This is a genomic window from Rodentibacter sp. JRC1, from assembly GCF_020521555.1.
GTDB classification, from domain to species: Bacteria; Pseudomonadota; Gammaproteobacteria; order Enterobacterales; family Pasteurellaceae; genus Rodentibacter; species Rodentibacter abscessus.
The window spans coordinates 747,905-767,605 of sequence record NZ_BPWA01000001.1 but is presented as its reverse complement, the minus strand read 5'-3'; the positions used below and the strand labels follow the sequence as shown (position 1 = coordinate 767,605).

The 19,701-nt window shown below is 41.3% G+C and carries 19 protein-coding genes; 10 read left to right on the top strand and 9 right to left on the bottom strand.

Translation table 11 applies throughout. The features are described 5' to 3' along the window. Positions 1 to 52 precede the first annotated feature (52 nt). From ampD to tadA, 5 genes are all read left to right on the top strand, one after another. Entirely contained in the window at positions 53 to 616 is a 564-nt protein-coding gene (gene ampD, locus HEMROJRC1_RS03420; RefSeq protein ID WP_226691632.1) for a 1,6-anhydro-N-acetylmuramyl-L-alanine amidase AmpD, read from the top strand. 516 nt (positions 617 to 1,132) lie between these two features. Beyond that, complete coding sequence (gene rppH, locus HEMROJRC1_RS03415) at positions 1,133 to 1,717, top strand: RNA pyrophosphohydrolase (protein ID WP_226691631.1); 585 nt, start codon at positions 1,133 to 1,135, stop codon at positions 1,715 to 1,717. Between the two features lie 131 nt (positions 1,718 to 1,848). Continuing rightward, positions 1,849 to 2,649 (top strand): prolipoprotein diacylglyceryl transferase, encoded by an 801-nt coding sequence (gene lgt / locus HEMROJRC1_RS03410; RefSeq protein ID WP_374707287.1) that lies wholly within the window; start codon positions 1,849 to 1,851, stop codon positions 2,647 to 2,649. A 123-nt stretch (positions 2,650 to 2,772) separates the two neighbouring features. Next, a complete protein-coding gene (locus HEMROJRC1_RS03405; RefSeq protein ID WP_226691630.1) occupies positions 2,773 to 3,624 on the top strand; it encodes a thymidylate synthase in 852 nt (283 codons plus the stop codon). Positions 3,625 to 3,635: 11 nt separating this feature from the next. Beyond that, positions 3,636 to 4,142 (top strand): tRNA adenosine(34) deaminase TadA, encoded by a 507-nt coding sequence (gene tadA / locus HEMROJRC1_RS03400; RefSeq protein WP_255618266.1) that lies wholly within the window; start codon positions 3,636 to 3,638, stop codon positions 4,140 to 4,142. A gap of 194 nt (positions 4,143 to 4,336) precedes the next feature. Here the strand turns inward: tadA and ung are convergent, their stop codons facing one another. Further along, positions 4,337 to 4,996 carry a uracil-DNA glycosylase gene (gene ung, locus HEMROJRC1_RS03395; protein WP_226691629.1) on the bottom strand — a complete coding sequence of 220 codons (660 nt, stop codon included), beginning with the start codon at positions 4,994 to 4,996 and terminating at the stop codon, positions 4,337 to 4,339. Positions 4,997 to 5,265: 269 nt separating this feature from the next. Between ung and grcA the strand changes: the two genes are divergently transcribed. From grcA to era, 5 genes are all read left to right on the top strand, one after another. Further along, positions 5,266 to 5,649 carry an autonomous glycyl radical cofactor GrcA gene (gene grcA / locus HEMROJRC1_RS03390; protein WP_077422719.1) on the top strand — a complete coding sequence of 128 codons (384 nt, stop codon included), beginning with the start codon at positions 5,266 to 5,268 and terminating at the stop codon, positions 5,647 to 5,649. Between the two features lie 204 nt (positions 5,650 to 5,853). Then, positions 5,854 to 7,650, top strand: coding sequence for a translation elongation factor 4 (gene lepA / locus HEMROJRC1_RS03385; RefSeq protein ID WP_226691628.1), 1,797 nt, complete (start codon positions 5,854 to 5,856; stop codon positions 7,648 to 7,650). Between the two features lie 8 nt (positions 7,651 to 7,658). Beyond that, a complete protein-coding gene (gene lepB, locus HEMROJRC1_RS03380) occupies positions 7,659 to 8,708 on the top strand; it encodes a signal peptidase I (RefSeq protein WP_226691627.1) in 1,050 nt (349 codons plus the stop codon). 1 nt (position 8,709) lies between these two features. Next, positions 8,710 to 9,393, top strand: coding sequence for a ribonuclease III (rnc, locus tag HEMROJRC1_RS03375; protein WP_226691626.1), 684 nt, complete (start codon positions 8,710 to 8,712; stop codon positions 9,391 to 9,393). Continuing rightward, a complete protein-coding gene (era, locus tag HEMROJRC1_RS03370) occupies positions 9,390 to 10,298 on the top strand; it encodes a GTPase Era (RefSeq protein WP_226691625.1) in 909 nt (302 codons plus the stop codon). The genes rnc and era overlap by 4 nt, the downstream gene beginning before the upstream one ends. Before the next feature lie 213 nt (positions 10,299 to 10,511). Here the strand turns inward: era and HEMROJRC1_RS03365 are convergent, their stop codons facing one another. The 8 genes from HEMROJRC1_RS03365 to nrfA all read right to left on the bottom strand — a co-directional run bounded on the left by HEMROJRC1_RS03365 (position 10,512) and on the right by nrfA (position 19,504). After that, the gene (locus HEMROJRC1_RS03365; RefSeq protein ID WP_226691624.1) at positions 10,512 to 11,714 is read right to left on the bottom strand and encodes an NAD(P)/FAD-dependent oxidoreductase; all 1,203 of its coding nucleotides are present in this window, start codon (positions 11,712 to 11,714) and stop codon (positions 10,512 to 10,514) included. Beyond that, positions 11,711 to 12,769 carry a heme lyase NrfEFG subunit NrfF gene (gene nrfF / locus HEMROJRC1_RS03360; RefSeq protein ID WP_226691623.1) on the bottom strand — a complete coding sequence of 353 codons (1,059 nt, stop codon included), beginning with the start codon at positions 12,767 to 12,769 and terminating at the stop codon, positions 11,711 to 11,713. Before nrfF ends, HEMROJRC1_RS03365 begins: the two co-directional genes overlap by 4 nt. Beyond that, positions 12,766 to 13,296 carry a DsbE family thiol:disulfide interchange protein gene (locus tag HEMROJRC1_RS03355; RefSeq protein ID WP_226691622.1) on the bottom strand — a complete coding sequence of 177 codons (531 nt, stop codon included), beginning with the start codon at positions 13,294 to 13,296 and terminating at the stop codon, positions 12,766 to 12,768. The genes nrfF and HEMROJRC1_RS03355 overlap by 4 nt, the downstream gene beginning before the upstream one ends. Further along, positions 13,293 to 15,203 (bottom strand): heme lyase NrfEFG subunit NrfE, encoded by a 1,911-nt coding sequence (gene nrfE / locus HEMROJRC1_RS03350; protein WP_226691621.1) that lies wholly within the window; start codon positions 15,201 to 15,203, stop codon positions 13,293 to 13,295. Before nrfE ends, HEMROJRC1_RS03355 begins: the two co-directional genes overlap by 4 nt. Before the next feature lie 435 nt (positions 15,204 to 15,638). Continuing rightward, complete coding sequence (nrfD, locus tag HEMROJRC1_RS03345) at positions 15,639 to 16,601, bottom strand: cytochrome c nitrite reductase subunit NrfD (RefSeq protein WP_226691620.1); 963 nt, start codon at positions 16,599 to 16,601, stop codon at positions 15,639 to 15,641. Then, the gene (gene nrfC, locus HEMROJRC1_RS03340; protein ID WP_226691619.1) at positions 16,598 to 17,275 is read right to left on the bottom strand and encodes a cytochrome c nitrite reductase Fe-S protein; all 678 of its coding nucleotides are present in this window, start codon (positions 17,273 to 17,275) and stop codon (positions 16,598 to 16,600) included. Before nrfC ends, nrfD begins: the two co-directional genes overlap by 4 nt. Further along, positions 17,272 to 17,910, bottom strand: coding sequence for a cytochrome c nitrite reductase pentaheme subunit (gene nrfB, locus HEMROJRC1_RS03335; protein WP_226691618.1), 639 nt, complete (start codon positions 17,908 to 17,910; stop codon positions 17,272 to 17,274). The genes nrfC and nrfB overlap by 4 nt, the downstream gene beginning before the upstream one ends. Positions 17,911 to 17,980: 70 nt before the next feature. Beyond that, positions 17,981 to 19,504, bottom strand: coding sequence for an ammonia-forming nitrite reductase cytochrome c552 subunit (gene nrfA / locus HEMROJRC1_RS03330; RefSeq protein WP_226691617.1), 1,524 nt, complete (start codon positions 19,502 to 19,504; stop codon positions 17,981 to 17,983). Positions 19,505 to 19,701: the final 197 nt, after the last annotated feature.

The window sequence follows — 19,701 nt, the reverse complement described above, 5'->3', positions numbered from 1 at the left end:
AAAATCAACCGCGCTTTTTTTACGATCCGGATCGCAAAAATAAGGAGAAATAATGAAAAAACAGAATGATATTGAGCAAGGATTGTTGAAAAATCGTCGTCATATTTCTTCTCCTCATTTTGACGAACGCCCTGCTCCTCAAGATATTTCTTTATTGGTTATTCATTACATTAGTTTGCCGCCGGAGCAATTTGGCGGTGGCTATATTGATGATTTCTTCCAAGGAAAATTAGATCCAAGCATTCACCCTTACTTTGAAGAAATCTACCGAATTCGTGTGTCGGCACATTGTTTAATTGATCGCAACGGTGTGATTACTCAATATGTGAATTTTAATGATCGGGCGTGGCACGCCGGATTATCAAGTTTTCAAGGGCGGGAAAAATGTAATGATTTTTCCATTGGTATTGAACTTGAGGGAAGCAATGAACAGCCTTTTACAGAAGCACAATATCAAGCATTACAACAGCTTACAATACAGATTATGAATGCTTATCCGAAGATTACCCGAGATCGTATTGTCGGGCATGCGGATATTTCGCCGGGACGTAAGATCGATCCCGGGCAATATTTTGATTGGGAGCGTTATTTAAACAGTATTGATTTTGTTGTATAAAAAGCAAACAGTAAATTTTGTGTCGTTATTCACACCGATAAATTTTTAAGTGATTTACTTTAACTGATTGAATTATAAAGAAGAAATTTGTTTTTAAAAGTTTATCTTTGTTGTTTGAAAAAGTTATACCCGCATATTGATTTTCTCAGTCACAATTTTATCCACAGAAACATTGAATAACTTGTAAGATCGATGAGATCCCTCAGAACTTATTCTTTCTTTGAAAAAATAGAAGTTTTTTCAACCGCACTTTGTTTAAAGAAAGTGCGGTCTGTTTTTTAAAAGGATCTTTTTTACAAAAAACCAACAAATGAAATGAAGCAAGGAAGAAAAAGGATCTTTTTGATCTTTTACACAATTTCATTGTAGAAATGCTTGGGTTAATCACAAGGTTATCCACAATCTAAAAATCCTTTCAATAAGCACCGCAGTTTTCGCCCTTCGGTTGATAAAAAGGCTAATTTATGAAACAATCCGCAGATTATTTTTATGTAAAAAATTTAAGGTATAACGCGCGTGATCGATTTTGATGGCTACCGTCCGAATGTAGGTATTGTAATCTGTAATCGCAAGGGACAGGTACTTTGGGCGAAACGCTGCGGGCAAAATTCTTGGCAGTTCCCGCAAGGCGGTATTAATGATAACGAAAATGCCGAGCAAGCAATGTACCGCGAATTATATGAAGAAGTGGGCTTGCAGCCGAAAGATGTGCGTGTTTTATATGTATCAAAGCATTGGCTACGTTATAAGTTACCAAAACGTTTATTGCGATATGACAGCAAGCCGATGTGCATTGGACAAAAGCAACGATGGTTTTTATTACAGTTGGTTTCAGATGAAAAAAACATCAATATGAAAACAACAAAATCGCCGGAGTTTGACGGTTGGCGTTGGGTAAGCTTTTGGTATCCGGTGCGCCAAGTGGTGTCTTTTAAAAAAGAAGTGTATCGCCGTGCAATGAAAGAGTTTGCTTATTTTCTATTCTCTAATGAGAAGGAAAGAGCGTCAGAACCTCAATCGGAGTGCGAATCAAAATTTTTATCTTCCTCTAAGTCAACACATTCAAAACCATTAAAGTATCGAAAAAAAAGAGGGCGGTAATGCTGACTTTGTTCTGTTATTTTTTACATCTCAATTAAGTACAATGACAATGTCCGAACTGTGCCAACTTAAAAAAATCTCGCATTATTTACGCTGATTGCGACTAATAGATTTCTGAAATAAGGAAAATTATGAATCAATATTTAATACTTCCCCATTTTGATCCAACCATTTTTACCATCGGTGATAGTAATATCGGTTTGCGGTGGTACGGCTTAATGTATTTGCTCGGTTTCGTGTTTGCCCGTTGGTTGGCAGTGCGCCGGGCACGCCGTCCAAACAGTGGGTGGACGGTTGAACAAGTGGACACGTTGCTTTTTAATAGTTTTATGGGGGTATTTTTAGGCGGTCGCATTGGCGATGTCTTTTTTTATAATTTTCAACATTTCTTGCAAGATCCCCTCTATTTATTTCGCGTGTGGGAAGGCGGAATGTCGTTTCATGGCGGATTGCTCGGTGTGATTGTAGCGATGATATGGACCTCTTATTCACAAAAACGTCATTTTTGGCAAACCGCTGATTTTATGGCACCACTGATTCCCTTTGGTTTAGGTTTAGGGCGCATCGGCAATTTCATCAATCTTGAACTTTGGGGCAGAGAAACCGATGTGCCTTGGGCGATGATTTTCCCAACGGATTCTCAATTACTACCACGCCATCCCTCACAACTTTATGAAGCTTTTTTAGAAGGCGTAGTGCTGTTTGTAATGCTTAACCTTTTCATTAAAAAGCCTCGTCCGATGGGTTCGGTTGCCGGTTTATTTTTAGTCGGTTACGGTGTGTTCCGCTTTATGGTGGAATATGTGCGTGAGCCGGAAGTGGAATCCTTCTTAGGCATTATGACCCGTGGGCAGGCGTTATGCTTACCAATGATCATCGGCGGTATATTGATTATGCGATGGGCTTATTCACGTAAAAGTGCGGTTGAATAGTGAATTAAATTTAAAAATGTTGACGAGCATTGCTACGCCTCGCCGTGCTACTTGCACTGTCTTCGGATTGCGACTTTGTATCCATTTTAATTTAATTCACTATAAAATCTTAAGGAGTTTTTTATGAAACAATATCTTGATCTTTGCCGTCGCATTGTTGATGAAGGTGAGTGGATTGCGAATGAACGCACCGGTAAACGTTGTTTAACCGTCATTAATGCGGATTTAGAATATGATGTAGCAAATAATCAATTTCCACTTATTACAACCCGTAAAAGCTATTGGAAAGCTGCGATTGCAGAATTTTTAGGCTATATTCGCGGTTATGATAATGCGGCGGATTTTCGCAAATTAGGGACAAAAACTTGGGATGCGAATGCAAACGAAAATGCCGCTTGGCTTGCTAATCCGCACCGTAAAGGCATCGATGATATGGGGCGGGTGTACGGCGTGCAGGGACGTGCTTGGCGTAAGCCGAACGGCGAAAGCGTGGATCAACTACGTAAAATCGTTAATAACCTTACTAAGGGGATTGATGATCGCGGTGAAATAATGACGTTTTTTAATCCGGGCGAAATCGATCTGGGTTGTTTGAGACCTTGTATGCACACCCATACGTTTTCTCTTGTGGGTGAGACGCTTTATCTCACCAGTTATCAACGTTCATGCGATGTGCCGTTAGGCTTGAATTTCAATCAAATCCAAGTTTTTACGTTTTTGGCGTTAATGGCACAAATTACCGGAAACAAAGCCGGCAAAGCCTTTCACAAAATTATCAATGCGCATATTTACGAAGATCAACTTGAATTAATGCGCGATGTGCAATTAAAACGTGAGCCGTTTCCATTGCCAACACTTGAAATTAATCCGGATATTAAAACCTTGGAAGATTTAGAAACTTGGGTGACAATGGACGATTTCAACGTAGTCGGTTATCAATCTCACGATCCGATTAAATATCCTTTCTCCGTTTAAGGTCGGCAAAAGTGCGGTCAAATTTAGACGAGAAATTTATGCGCCACGCCCTTGCACTTGCCGATAAAGCGGAAGCTTTGGGCGAAATTCCTGTGGGCGCGGTTTTGGTTGATGATGAAGGCAATATTCTCGGTGAGGGCTGGAATTTATCTATCACTCATAGTGACCCAACCGCACATGCTGAAATTGTGGCATTACGCAATGGCGCACAACACATTCAAAATTATCGGCTACTCAACACTACACTTTATGTAACTCTCGAACCTTGCACTATGTGCGCCGGGGCGATTTTGCACAGCCGCATTCAACGCCTTGTATTCGGTGCTTCCGATTATAAAACCGGTGCGGTTGGATCACGTTTTCATTTTTTTGACGATTATAAAATGAACCACACATTGGAAATTACATCCGGTGTACTTGCAGAAGAATGCAGCCGAAAACTAAGTGCATTTTTCCAAAAACGCCGTGAACAAAAGAAAATAGAAAAAGTACAGAAACAAGCACAAAGTGAAGCGTAGGGTGTCGTTAGGCAAAGCCGTAACGTACCAATAGACGGTTTAATGATGAAATGGTGCGTTACACAAAGCTCAACGCACCCTACCCAAATAAATATTGGACATAAAATTCTCTTTGGGAGACTGATACATAATACCCCATAATCCTGCGATTTTTGACCGCACTTTTTGTTTGTACATTTGCGCTATTCCCTTTCCTAAATTTGCCAGTCAATTTCTGTGTAGCCGTTTTGTTGTAAATATTGATTGGTTTTAGAAAAATGACGGCAACCGAAAAAACCACGGTGTGCGGAGAGCGGGGAAGGGTGAGGGGCGGTAAGAACCAGATGACGATTTCGATCAATCATTTGTCCTTTTTTCTGGGCATGGCTACCCCAGAGTAGAAATACCAAGTTTTCACGATGTTCATTCAAAGCGGAAATCACACGATCCGTAAAGGTTTCCCAGCCTAAATTGGCGTGGGAATGGGCAAAACCGCGTTCAACGGTTAAAACCGTATTTAGCAGCAATACGCCTTGCTCTGCCCATTTCACCAAATAGCCATGCTCGGGGATTTGAAATTCTGGAATATCTTGGCTTAATTCTTTATACATATTGAGTAAAGAAGGTGGAATAGCCACTTCCGGTTTGACGGAAAAAGCAAGACCATGCGCTTGGTTAGGACCATGATAAGGATCTTGCCCTAGAATGACGACTTTTACATCTTCAAATGCGGTATATTTAAAAGCATTAAATACGTCTTTTTGGGGCGGGTAAATGGTTTTTCCACTTTGGCGTGCAAGATGAACTTGTTGCAAGGTATGTTGAAAATAAGGTTGCGTTTTTTCTTTTCCAATCACATCAGTCCATGTTTTCATAACGAGATCCTATTAAAGTATAGTGAAGGCATTATAAACGAAATCAGCAGTTATTGAATGGTATTAATTGTTAATGTTTTGTTTTTATATTGTTAATTTTAAGCTTTAATCGTGATTATTTTCTGTAAATAATTTAATCTGGATCAAAGTTGCAAAAATAGTTGTTAAAAACTAATTTGTTTTTCATCAAAATAATTTGAAGTCTTAAAATTTTTTGATAAAATTTGCACAGTTTTTATGATTATACTTATGCCAATTAGGAGGCTATTATGATTAAAGGTATTCAAATTACTCAAGCAGCGAATGACAACTTACTTAACTCATTCTGGTTATTAGATAGCGACACTAATGAAGCACGTTGCTTATGTGCGAAAGGTGAATTTGCTGAAGACCAAGTGGTTGCAGTGAGTGAATTAGGTCAAATCGAATACCGTGAATTACCGGTAAATGTTGCACCAACTGTGAAAGTTGAAGGCGGTCAACACTTAAATGTAAACGTATTACGCCGTGAGACTTTAGAAGACGCGGTAAATAATCCGGATAAATACCCGCAATTAACTATTCGTGTTTCAGGTTATGCGGTGCGTTTCAACTCATTAACTCCGGAACAACAACGTGATGTAATTACCCGTACTTTCACTGAAAGCTTATAATTTCAGAATGTATTGATTAAACCCCGATTTTTGTCGGGGTTTTGTTTTTTTATGATGTGAAAAAATAATCCCTAAAGGGATTACTTGTGAGCAAAATAATATTTTTTCTGACCGCACTTTGGCTTTCTTCCCTAGCGATTCCTTTGCTTTTCAGGTACAATCCGCCAGTTAAATTTATTGATTTTTTGAGAAAAACTATCTTTTATGAAGAATATTCGTAACTTTTCTATTATTGCTCATATTGACCACGGCAAATCGACCCTTTCGGATCGTTTGATTCAAACTTGTGGTGGACTTTCGGATCGTGAAATGGAAGCGCAAGTACTAGACTCAATGGATCTTGAGCGTGAGCGTGGCATTACCATTAAAGCGCAAAGCGTAACCTTAAATTACAAAGCAAAAGATGGCGAAACCTATCAATTAAACTTTATCGACACCCCGGGACACGTGGATTTTTCCTATGAAGTCTCACGCTCCCTTGCAGCTTGCGAAGGGGCATTATTGGTGGTGGATGCCGGACAGGGTGTGGAAGCGCAAACTTTGGCAAATTGTTATACCGCCATTGAGATGGATTTAGAAGTCGTGCCGATTTTAAATAAAATTGATTTGCCGGCCGCCGATCCTGAACGTGTTGCAGAAGAAATCGAGGATATTGTCGGCATCGATGCAATGGAAGCGGTGCGCTGTTCTGCAAAAACAGGTGTCGGTATTGATGAGGTATTGGAAGAAATCGTTGCGAAAATTCCTGCCCCGGAAGGTGATCCGAATGCACCATTACAGGCTCTGATTATTGATTCGTGGTTTGATAACTACCTTGGCGTGGTTTCATTGGTTCGCATTAAAAACGGTGTGTTACGTAAGGGTGATAAAATTAAAGTGATGTCCACTGGGCAGGCTTATAATGTTGATCGTTTAGGTATTTTTACACCGAAACAAGTGGACACTGGCATATTAAATACCGGTGAAGTAGGCTGGGTTGTGTGTGCGATTAAGGATATTCTCGGTGCGCCGGTGGGGGATACTTTAACGCATCAACATAACCCTGCAAGCTCGGTATTACCGGGCTTTAAAAAAGTTAAACCACAAGTCTATGCGGGTTTATTTCCGGTCAGCTCAGATGATTATGAAGCTTTCCGTGATGCGCTTGGTAAGTTAAGTTTGAATGATGCCTCATTGTTTTATGAACCGGAAAATTCGACCGCACTTGGTTTTGGCTTTCGCTGCGGTTTTTTGGGGCTTCTTCATATGGAGATCATTCAAGAGCGTTTAGAACGCGAATATGATTTGGATCTCATCACCACAGCACCAACGGTAATTTACGAAGTGGAAATGACGAACGGGGAAGTGGTTTATGTGGATAGTCCGGCGAAATTACCGCCGCTCAATAATATTTCTGAAATCCGTGAGCCGATTGCCGAATGTAATATGCTAGTGCCGCAAGAATACTTGGGGAATGTGATTACACTCTGTGTCGAAAAACGCGGCGTTCAAACCAATATGGTGTATCACGGCAACCAAATTGCGCTGACTTATGAAATTCCGATGGGGGAAGTGGTACTGGATTTCTTCGACCGTTTAAAATCCACCTCGCGCGGTTATGCTTCTTTGGATTACGGTTTCAAACGTTTCCAAGCGGCGGATATGGTTCGTGTTGATATTATGATCAATAGTGAGCGTGTCGATGCACTGGCGTTAATCGTTCATAAAGATAACGCGCAATATCGTGGTCGTGAACTTGTGGAAAAAATGCGTGAACTCATTCCGCGCCAACAGTTTGATATCGCAATCCAAGCGGCGATAGGTAACCATATTATCGCCCGTTCAACTGTGAAACAATTACGTAAAAACGTTTTGGCAAAATGTTATGGTGGTGACGTAAGCCGTAAGAAAAAACTCTTACAGAAACAAAAAGAAGGGAAAAAGCGAATGAAGTCTCTGGGTAATGTGGAAGTACCGCAAGAGGCATTCTTAGCGATTTTGCACGTGGGCAAAGATAAATAAGGAAAACTATGTCAAATCTATTTTTTATTATTTTACTGGTTGTAGGCTTTGGCATTTGGAAAGGGTTGGATTATCTTCAATTGCCAAATACCTTCAGTATTTTATTGCTGATTTTGACCGCACTTTCAGGTGTATTATGGTGTTATCACCGATTTATCGTTACGCCGAAGCGCAATCGTCAGATTGCACGTGCAGAGCAGCGTTCCGGTCAGGCATTAAGTGAGGAAGAAAAAGCAAAGATCGAACCGATTTCTGAAGGCTCGGCGTTTTTGTCTTCGTTGTTCCCTGTGCTGGCTGTGGTTTTTTTGATTCGTTCTTTCCTGTTTGAACCTTTCCAAATTCCCTCAGGTTCAATGGAATCTACTTTGCGTGTTGGTGATTTTCTTGTCGTAAACAAATACGCTTATGGTGTGAAAGATCCGATTTTCCAGAATACGATTATCGCCGGTGAAAAACCTCAACGAGGTGATGTGATCGTGTTTAAAGCACCGGAACAAGCATTACTTCGTACCGGATTAGGCGCAACCCGAGCGGCTTATGCGGAAAACCTCGGGTTAACGTCAAAAGATAATATGTCGGGAGTGGATTACATTAAACGCATTGTCGGGCAAGGTGGTGATCGCATCATTTTCGATATCGATCAAAAAACATTGAAAATCGTATATGGTAAAGAGGGTAAACCTTGCGAAGTGGATTGTGAGAGTAAGGATTTCGAATATACTCAAAATCCGACCAATCCGGCTTTCCCTGAACAGCTTGAACTCACGGAGAAAGGTGATGTTACCCACAATATTTTGATCACACCATATCGCCGTTATGCCGGTCCGGAGTTTTTCCCGCAAGAGGGAAATCCTACTGGGGAATGGGTTGTGCCGGAAGGGCAATATTTTGTAATGGGTGACAATCGCGATCATAGTGATGACAGCCGTTTTTGGGGATTTGTACCGGAAAAAAATATTGTCGGCAAAGCCACTTATATTTGGATGAGCTTAGAAAAAGAACCGAACGAATGGCCTACCGGTTTTCGTTTTGAACGTTTCTTAACTGAAATTAAATAAGATGAACCCTTTAGATAGATTAGAGCGAAAGATAGGTTACCAATTTAACGATATTTCGCTTTTAAAATTAGCACTGACGCATCGTAGTGCCGCCAGCCAACATAATGAACGCTTGGAATTTCTGGGTGATTCTATTCTCAATTTCACTATTGCGGAAGCGTTGTATCATCAATTCCCCCGTTGTAATGAAGGGGAATTGAGCCGTATGCGGGCAACGTTAGTACGTGAACCGACTTTGGCATCTCTTGCCCGTGAATTTGAACTGGGAGAATATATGTTGCTCGGTTCCGGTGAACTGAAAAGCGGCGGTTTTCGCCGAGAATCCATTCTTGCGGACTGTGTGGAAGCGATTATCGGCGCAATATCTCTCGATCAGGGTTTGGCAATGGCTTCTCAAATGATCCGAAATTGGTATCAAACCCTATTGGCAGAAATTAAGCCGGGCGATAATCAAAAGGATGCGAAAACCCGTTTACAAGAATATTTACAAGGCAGACGTTTACCTTTACCAAGCTATGAAGTGATAAATATTCAAGGGGAGGCGCATTGCCAAACCTTTACGGTTGAATGCAAAGTGAAAAGTGCGGATAAAATTGACCGCACTTTTGTGGGTAAAGGCTCAAGTCGCCGCAAAGCCGAACAGGCGGCGGCAGAACAAATTTTAAAACAACTGGACATCAAATGATCGAACAATTCGACAAAACTTATTGTGGTTTCATTGCCATTGTAGGTCGCCCGAATGTGGGTAAATCAACGCTCTTAAACAAAATTCTGGGGCAAAAAATTTCTATCACTTCACGTAAAGCGCAAACGACCCGCCATCGCATTGTGGGGATCAAAACCGAAGGGGCATATCAAGAAATTTATGTGGATACCCCGGGGCTTCATATTGAAGAAAAACGGGCGATAAACCGCTTAATGAACCGTGCGGCAAGCAGTGCTATCGGTGATGTCGATCTTATCATCTTCGTGGTGGACGGAACTCATTGGAATGCGGATGACGAAATGGTGTTGAATAAGCTTCGTCACACCAAAACACCCGTTGTGTTGGCGATTAATAAAGTGGATAACATAAAAAATAAAGATGATTTATTGCCGTTTATCACCGAATTAAGTAGCAAATTTGATTTTGCGCATATCGTGCCGATTTCGGCACAACGTGGAAATAATGTTCACGAGCTTGAAAAAATCGTACGCGCTTCATTGCGTGAAGGCATACACCACTTCCCGGAAGATTATGTGACGGATCGCTCACAACGTTTTATGGCTTCGGAAATTATTCGAGAGAAACTTATGCGTTTTACCGGTGAAGAATTGCCTTATTCCGTTACCGTAGAAATCGAACGATTCAAAGTGAACGAACGCGGCACTTATGAAATTAACGGTTTAATTCTTGTCGAACGTGAAGGGCAGAAAAAAATGGTGATTGGTGCACAGGGTCAAAAGATCAAAACCATTGGTATGGAAGCCCGTGCGGATATGGAACGCTTGTTTGATAACAAAGTTCATCTTGAACTTTGGGTGAAAGTAAAATCCGGTTGGGCGGATGACGAACGTGCGTTGCGCAGTCTCGGGTATATGGACGAATAAAAGTGCGGTTAATTTTCTGTGAATTTTGGTATTATGTAGCAGTCCAAAGAGAACTTTATCTCCAATATTTCTTGGAGTAGGGTGCGTTAAGCTTTGCGTAACGCACCGTTTCGTTATTAAATCTTTTTACTTGTTGTGTTACGGCTTCGCCTAACCGTGCCTTACAATGATTTGTGCAATTGCTACATAATAATGTGATTTTATACCCATAAATTATTCCGCAATGCCTACGGCACAGGCATAGGCGGAGCTCCAAGCCCATTGGAAATTATAACCGCCGAGCCAGCCGGTAACATCCAATACTTCACCAATAAAATAGAGTCCTTTTACGTGATTGCTCTCCATGGTTTTAGAGGATATTTGTTTGGTATCCACACCACCCATCGTTACTTCTGCGGTGCGGTATCCCTCCGTACCATTAGGAGTAAACTGCCAATGGTGAATTAAATTCACCAGATTTTTTAACCGCACTTTACTTAGATTTGCGATGATTTCATCTTGAATAATGCCTTTTTCAAGCCAAAGTTCGACTAGTTTCTTTGGCAAGAAACGGGTAAGTACGGTTTTTAGCATAAGTTTAGGTGATTGTTGTTTTGCTTGATTAATTTCATTTTCCAAATTGTGATTTGGTAGGAGATCGATTTCCACACTCTCATTCGGTTGCCAATAATTAGATATTTGCAATACGGCAGGGCCGGAAATACCCCGATGGGTAAATAACAATTGATTACGAAAGGATTTTCCACTATTTGCAGTGATGGTAACGGGCAGGCTTGTGCCTGAAAGTGCGGTCAAAAATTTATCGGTTTCGCGATAAGTAAAGGGCACAAGGCTTGCGCGTGGCGCAATGATCGAAATATTGAATTGCTGGGCGAGTTGATAACCGAAAGGTGTTGCACCAAGCCCCGGCATAGAAAGCCCTCCTGTGGCGATCACAAGATTTTTGCATTGCCATTGGGTGGCATTTACGTGCAGAATAAACCGCACTTTTTCATCATTTTCAATCGCTTCGACTTGTGAAACCTCACTACGTAAATGAATCTTTACGTTGTACTTTTCACATTCATTCGCAAGCATAGCAACGATCTTCTCCGCTCCTTCATCACAAAAAAGTTGACCTAATTCTTTCTCGTGATAAGCGATACCATATTCCGTGATTAAGCTAATAAAATCCCAATTGGTATAACGGGCAAGGGCAGATTTTACAAAATGAGGATTTTGTGAAAGGTAATGGGACGGAGTAACATCAAGATTGGTAAAATTACAAAAACCTCCTCCCGACATTAAAATTTTACGCCCGATTTTTTTGCCGTTATCCAACACCGTTACTTGTTTACCTAATTTTCCCAACTGCGTTGCACAGAATAATCCGGCAGCACCTGCGCCGATAATGAGAGTTTCGGAATAATTGTTCAAGGTGTTTGTCCTCGCTCTAGAAATTCCAGCATCTTCATCCGTTGAATCACCATACGGCGATCAACGGCGGCATTACCGGAATCCAATAGTTGCTGTAAATAATCTTTTGCCAAAGCATAGTTTCGTTTCTCAAGTTCAACTGTAGCAAGCAAAGAAAGGCTTGAGATCTCTTTTTTATCCAGCGTTAGTGCTTGTTTTAAAAGTTGTTGTACTTCAGAAGTCATTTGCTGACTGGCTTGGTAGTAAAGTGCGGTCGCTTTTAAACCTAAAATATTCGGCTTGTTGCCGACAAGTTTTTCGGCATTTCTATAAGCAATCAGTGCATAGTCAAATTCATTATTTTGTACATAGGCTTCTCCAAGTTGGAGCCAAGTTTCCCAATCATTTGGGTTAGCACGTAATTTATCTTGAATTTTTCCGATAAGATCTTCTTTTTTGTGGAAATTCGTTATTTCAATTTGTTCATTATGTTGCGAAATCATCGCTTGTTTGCCTTCCTGCACACGAGTGAAGCGATCAAGCGAGAAGTAATAGGTTAAGGGAAGCGCAATAACAAGAGCAAAAATGATGAGGCTTAGGCGATAATCGCGCTTTGTGTGAGAAGAAAAATTTTGATTAGACGTAGAGGGAATGTCGCTCAAGTCTTGCGGGCAAAGTATTTTAGGGGATTGTGCCGATTTTTTATGTGAACGCCAAATTAAGCCGAAAGCGAAAATCAATAACAAGACAGGTAATAGCCACAACAATGCCGTATTCCATTGAAACGGCGGCTTATAGTTTACAAAATCACCGAAGCGTTCGGTCATCGTGTCGATAATTTGCTGATTGGTTTTACCTTCATCTACCATATTATAAACTTCAAGACGCAAGTCATAAGCAATGGGCGAATTGGATTCCACCAAATTTTGATTTTGGCATTGCGGGCAGCGTAAGGATTTTGCCAGTTCCACGGCACGAGTGCGATCCGCTTGATTTTTGAATTGGTAAGTGTCCACCATTTCAGCTTGTGAAAAGAGGGAAAACAATAGAAAAAGTGCGGTTAAAAATGTTCTCATTTTTTCATTAATTCTTGAATTTTCGGCACGAATACTTGCTGCCAAGTTTTGCGATCCAAAAGCCCTGAATGACGATAACGAATCACGCCGTGAGCATCTACTAAATAGGTTTCGGGAGCTCCATCTACACCGAGTTTTAATGCAAGTTCTCCATGGCTGTCATTAATTGTTAAAACGAAAGGATTTCCCATACGTTTGAGCATTTCAATGCCGTTTTGCGGGTTATCGCGATAATCAATGCCGACAATAGGCGTAGATTGAGCAATTTCCATTAAAAGCGGATGTTCTTCTTTGCAATAACCGCACCAACTTCCCCAAACATTAAGTAAAAAGGGTTCTTTTGGGAAATCTTTTGGGCTTACAGTCCGTGAGGGCTCAAATAAATCGGCTTGATAAAACTCCGGTATCGGTTTATCAATGAGGGCCGATGCAATTTTTTTCGGATCTTGGTTTAACCCGACCATCAATAACACAATAACGCTGAGTAACAAAAAGAGCGGTATAAAAAAGATTAATTTTGTTTTCATACTTTTTCCTTTTTGGGGCACAAACTCAATGCACTGCAAAGTGCGCCCAATGCCATTAAAACACCACCGATCCAAAGCCAGCGAATCAAGGGTTTGTAATGCAGGCGGAAAGTAAATTCCCCTTTGCCGAGAGCATCGCCCATCACAATGTATAAATCTCCCCAAAAGCCTCCGTTTAAACCTACCTCACTCATTGTCATTGTGCGGACATCATAATAACGGCGTTCCGGAATGATTTTTGCGTAAGGTTTGCCGTTTTCGGTGACATCAAAAAATGCCACTTCGGAGGTAAAATTCGGACCGATTTCATTAGAAAATCGGCGATAGTGGAAATCAAATTGACCTAGGAGTTGATTTTGTTGCGGTGCAAGACGAACGCCGATTTCACTGCCAAAATAACTGCTCATCACCGCGCCTATAGTGGCGATGGCGACACCACAGTGTGCGAGAATCATTCCAAGTTGTGCCAAACGGATTTTCCGCCAATTTTGCCACAAGGTTGCCAAGAAAAGCCAGATGGCAAGCGTTAATAAAAGATAGGCGAACCAATGAAAATTAAGCGCATCGTTGTTATGAAGTTGTTGCCGAATCATTAATGCCGCAAGTATGGCGGAAGGCAAGATAAGGAACAAACGGCGCATAAAAACGACAGGTTCAAATTTCGCTCGGTGTAATGCGAGAGAAGCAACCATCATTAATAGCATCAGCGTTAAAATCGGTAAGAAAATGTTGTTGAAGTAAGGTGTTCCCACTGAAATCGAGCCCCAATTCATTGCTTGAAAAAACATTGGGTAGAATGTGCCTAAAAAAGTAGAAACCGTTGCCACCGAGAGTAAAATATTCAGCAACAAAATGCCGCCGGCTTGAGATATAAGCTGAAATTTGACCGCACTTTCAGCACTATTTCCTGCACGTAATGCGAATAATCCGAAAGCAAAGACGGTTAATAAAAAGAAGATTAATAACAGTACATAACCACGTGTGTTATCTAGAGCAAAGGCGTGTACTGAAGTCAGTGCGCCGGAACGCACGATGAAAGTGCCTAATATGCTGAATGCAAAAGTAAGGAGCGAAAAGAGAATAGTCCAATAACTGAATGCGCCTTGTTTTTCGGTAATGGTTAAACTATGGAGTAATGCAAGTCCTAACAACCACGGCATAAGCGAAGCGTTTTCAACCGGATCCCAAAACCACCAGCCACCCCAGCCGAGTTCGTAATATGCCCACCATGCGCCAAGCACGATACCGAGTGTTAAAAATAACCATGAAAATAATACCCAGCGACGCATTGAGCGGGCAATTTGTTGTGCGGATTTGTTATAAATCAACGCCGCCAAGCTCATAGCAAAGTTGACGGCAAAACCTACATAGCCGATATAAAGTAACGGTGGATGAAAAATTAATCCGATGTCTTGCAGCATTGGATTGAGATCGCGCCCTTCTATTGAAGCAGGAAAAATTCGCCCGAACGGGTTGGAATAAAACAGAATAAATACGGCGAAGCCAAAACAGATAAAACCGAGTAATGATAAGGTTTGGGCGGAAAAAGTGCGGTCGTTTTTTCGATTAAAAAATGCAAAGGCGATAAGCCATAGGCTCAATGAGAATAGCCAAAAGAGCATTGAGCCTTCATGCCCTCCCCAAGTCGCCGCAATCTTGAAAAATGTGGGGAGCTGAGAATTTGAATGGGCTGCAACATACTCAAGAGTGAAATCATCTATCGAAAAAGAATAAGCGAGAATACCGATAGAGATGAAAGTAGAAATCGTGAATACGTAGCTTAACCACCAAGCGGCATTTATTAAAGTAGGCCTTTTCTTGAGTAAGCCGATTTGTGGTATCAGTGCGAGGAATAACGCGCTGATGGTGGCGATGAGAAGGCTGATAAAACCGAGTTCAGGTAACATAATGTTGTTTTGTCGTATCGTTTCTAAAATAATATTTTGTTCAGCAGTTACATAATTCCGAGGATAAATTTCCGGTATTACGTATCAGTCGCACAAAGGGAAGTTTATCTCCGATATTTATCGGGGGTAGGGTGCGTTAAGCCTTGCGTAACGCACCGTTTCATCATTAAACCCTCATTGGTGCGTTACGGCTTCGCCTAACGGCACCCTACGATGATTTGTGCAAGTGATACAAAATCGTTATTTAAAATATTTGTGTAACTGCTACATAATACCGAATAGAAAGAAAGGCGCATTATCATACGCCTTTCCCCAAAATACAATGTATAGTGAATTAAATTTAAAAATGTCTACGACATTGCTATCCCTTGCCGTGCTATTTGCACTGTTTTCGGCTTGCGACTTTGTATCTATTTTAATTTAATTCACAATCATTTAGGCAACGGTCAATTGACCTGCATACAAAATAAAATACCGTAAACACAATACCCCGATTAAATCGAAGATTGAAACGAGAATGATGAAGTTACGGTTATATTTTAGATTGCCGGCGAACAGGTTTCCGATTAACGGAATTAAAATTCCGATGAAGAAGACTCCAATCCAAAATACTGTGCCCCAGAATCCGGAGAGTGCATTATGCAATGCAACGGTTTTTTGTCCGCCACCAAAATGTAAGCCTACAAAGAAACATACTAACAACCCGAGTTCGGTAACCATAATCGGCACTTCAAATTTATGGATGAAGTGTGATTCGTGGGAATCGCCTTTTAACTTGCCTGCAATTAAGATAACCAGAAATGTTGCAGCGATACCGGATGACGTACCGGAAGCTAAGAATAATGCCGGTAATACCGGGTTATTCAACATTGGATAACTGATTAATGCGGAGAGCAAGAAACCGGTGTAGGCCCCTAATACGGCGGCTAAGATGAATAAAATCACCTCAACAGGGTTAACCAAACGTTCTGCAAAACCAATAAGTTTCATAATGAATTTTAGTTTTGGCAGAAAACGATTAATGAGCGATTCAATGTCATTTTTAAAGATTGTGATTCCCCACAATACTAAAAACAGCATATAAATTTGGAAAAGCATAACCCCCATCGACATCACCGAATTGAATTGGTAATTAAACATCAATTTCCAAAATGTCCACGGACGTGCCAGATGGAAAATGAGGAGCGTTAAACCGATTAATGTCGGTACAGACCCCAAAATCACACCGGAACGAATAATCCAATTTCGGCTAGGATTTTCGAGTTTATTACTGCGTTTATAAGCAATGGCTAATTGTACCGCACCTGATGAGATGCCGAGTAAAAATAAATAGATCGCAATGGTGGAATCCCACACTAAATTAGGCGTGTGGAACGGGACTGGATAATCTAACGTCATCTTCTTGGCTCCCCATGTTGGAATGGAATATGGTAAAGATTCGGCTGTGTACCTAATTCCACTTTCGTGCGATAAACCGGTTTTTCTTTCACCTTGCGTGCTACCGCACTGGTTGGATCATTCATATCACCAAAGGTTAATGCCTTGGTTGGGCAGGCTTCCACACAGGCGGGCTGTTTGCCGTTGGCTAAGTTGGTATCACGACAGAAGTTGCATTTATCTGCGGTTTTATGCACAGGATGAATGAAACGCACGCGATACGGGCAAACCGCAATACAATATTGACAACCTACGCATAAATCTTTGTGTACATCTACAATACCGGTGTCTTTATCAATGAAAGATGCCCCTGTTGGACAAACAGCCACGCAAGGTGCATTACCACAATGTTGGCAAGATTGACGGAAAAACTCGTATTCCTGATTCGGAAATTCACCGTAAGGTTCACTACGCAGAATTTCTAAACGGGATACGCCTTGAGGCACTTGGTTAACATCACGACAGGCATCCATACAGGCTGTACAGCCGATACAAGCCGTTTCATCGTGCACCATTGCGTAGCGTTTGGTTTTATCCGCCTTATTTTCTTTTGCCAGAGAAGTTAAAGATGTTCCCGTCATAAGGATTACCGCCCCCATGCCGGAAACAAAGTTTCGGCGTGAGCAAGTGGTCATTGTTTATCCTTTTGTTCGGTTGATGTTTCTTGTTCTGCTTTGCGTTTTTGCTGTTCTCCGTGGCAATCAACACAAAGTTTTACACGTTCTTTCGGTTTGATGCCTTTCATTGGTTCATCTTTCGGGTGAAGTGTATGACAGCTTGCACAAGGCAATTTCATTGCGTGAACGTCATGCGCCCAAAGTTTTTCGCGTAATTTATCAGGTTGATGGCAAGCGAAACAAACTTGGTTTTGTTCCTGTACGGAAAACATTGGTTTTTTCTCACCGAAAATATCGCCTTCAAAGCGCATCACATCTTTTACACCACGGCGATGATCTTCAGAAATATTACCGTGACAGCTTACACAAGTAATAGGTTTGCCATTGTTTGGATTTTTTTGATTTAGGTGCGCGCCATGAAATTTACCAAAGTGCAATTCTCCCCCAGATTGATCCAAGGTTTGGTTTTTATCTACTTTGTCGAATTTATGACATTTTGCACAATACTGATTCGGATCACGCTGATTTTCTAACTGCAATTCATAACTTTGTGTCGAATCTGTTTGTGCATGGGCAATCGTTGGCAGCATCGAGGCAAATGCGAAGAACACCGCCAGTTTTGCCATATTACGAAATAAAGAAGTTAAATTCATTAGGGTTACCTCAAATTTATCGTTGAAAACGACCGCACTTTTCAGGAACGCAAAAGTGCGGTAATTTTTCTTATTGTTTTGTTGCGGTATCTTCTGCTAATTTGCCATTAGCTTTTGCTTCTTTTTCCCATTGAGGCACAACGGTTTTCAAAAATTCTTCTTTTGCTTTGCGTTCTTTTTCGATATCGATACCCATGACTTTCCAAGCTTTTTCTGCCGTAGAAATATCCGGTATTTCAACCGGGGTTTTTACACCGTGTTTCGTTAGGATAACGGCAAGTTTAGTGCGTGCTTCAGCAGCTTTATCTATACCTGAACCCAATACGCGAAGAACAACGTCCGGTGCATGCATATGACCGCCGTGACTTGCCGCAGAATAATCCCAACGCCATTGTGCGTGACGGATATCCATTAATGCCGCTTCCATTTCTTCTTTCGTTGCACCGGCATCCCAAGCCGCTTTGGCTTCAAAATGCGCTTTCACAACTTGATCTTCTAAACGACCCATTATGTCTTTCACTTCTTTTTTACGTGAAGCGACGATATCTTGAAGTTTTTCTTTGCTTTGATCGTGGCAGTTTGCACAAGTGCTATTGAAAGCATCGAATGGATTTTGGATTTGGTGATCGGTATAAACTTTGCCCTCGGCATCTTGGACTTTAGGCATATGGCAATCGATACAGGTTACACCGTTTTTACCGTGCATACCTAAAGACCAAATTTCAAAGTCAGGATGTTGTGCTTTTAGCATTGGCGCTTTAGAAAGAGAGTGAGTCCAGTCGCTGAAACCGATATCATCATAGTATTTTTCGATATCATCTACGGTTTGACCGTTATTCCAAGGGAATGTAACCTGCTTAATATCACCGGCAAAGTAGTATTCAACGTGACAGTTTGCGCAGATTTCCGCCCGTTTTTCCGTACGTGCGGCAGTGTTGAAACTTAAATTAACCTGATCTTTACCTTCGGCTTTTGCTTTCGCTTGCAATGCATTATTTAAGTTATCCAATGCGCGTAACACGTGTGGACGTGCGATGCGTAAAGCCGGTTTTCCTTCGGCAAAATCTTTTGAAGTGGTATCGTGACAATCGGCACAACCAATGGAATTTACTACTTCAGCTCCGCCTTTCGCCCATTTAGCATTGAAGTAGCCCTCTTCTCCCCATTCTGCAATTAAGCGCGGAACATCCGGGCCTTTACAAGTCCAACATGCCATTGGTTGTGGGCCATCGTTAGCCGTTTTTGGTGCGCCGGTACGTAAAATATCGCGCACATCTTTAATAGCATAAGCGTGCCCGCGTGGTGCATTGTATTCTTTAGCGAATGCATAGCCACCCCAAAGTACGATTAGGCGAGGATTTTCTTCATCGGCATAAATAATCTTATCGCCTTTTTCCGTAGCCTTCCAAGATTGAAATTGCAACGGATATTTTTCAGCGAATTTTTCATTTACCGCTTCAATTTTTAAATTAGGATTTGGGGCTTCAACAGGTTGCTCAATCGGCTTATAGACCATTTCTGCCGAGGCAGAATTGTAAGCTCCTAAGGCAGCGAAAGAAGCCGCCAAAACAAGGCTTTTTCTTAATGCGTTCACGATAATCACTCCATAACTAGGGTAGGAAAAGTAAAATGATTTTAAATGCGAACCGTTCTTGATAACGTATTGAAATTACTTAAAAAAGAGGGCTCGGTTCAAGTGTAACAATACCAAAAGTGCGGCTATTTTCTAGCGGGATTTGCCAAAATATTGCTTTAGATCAAAGCAAGGTATATGAAATACACCTAAAGAGG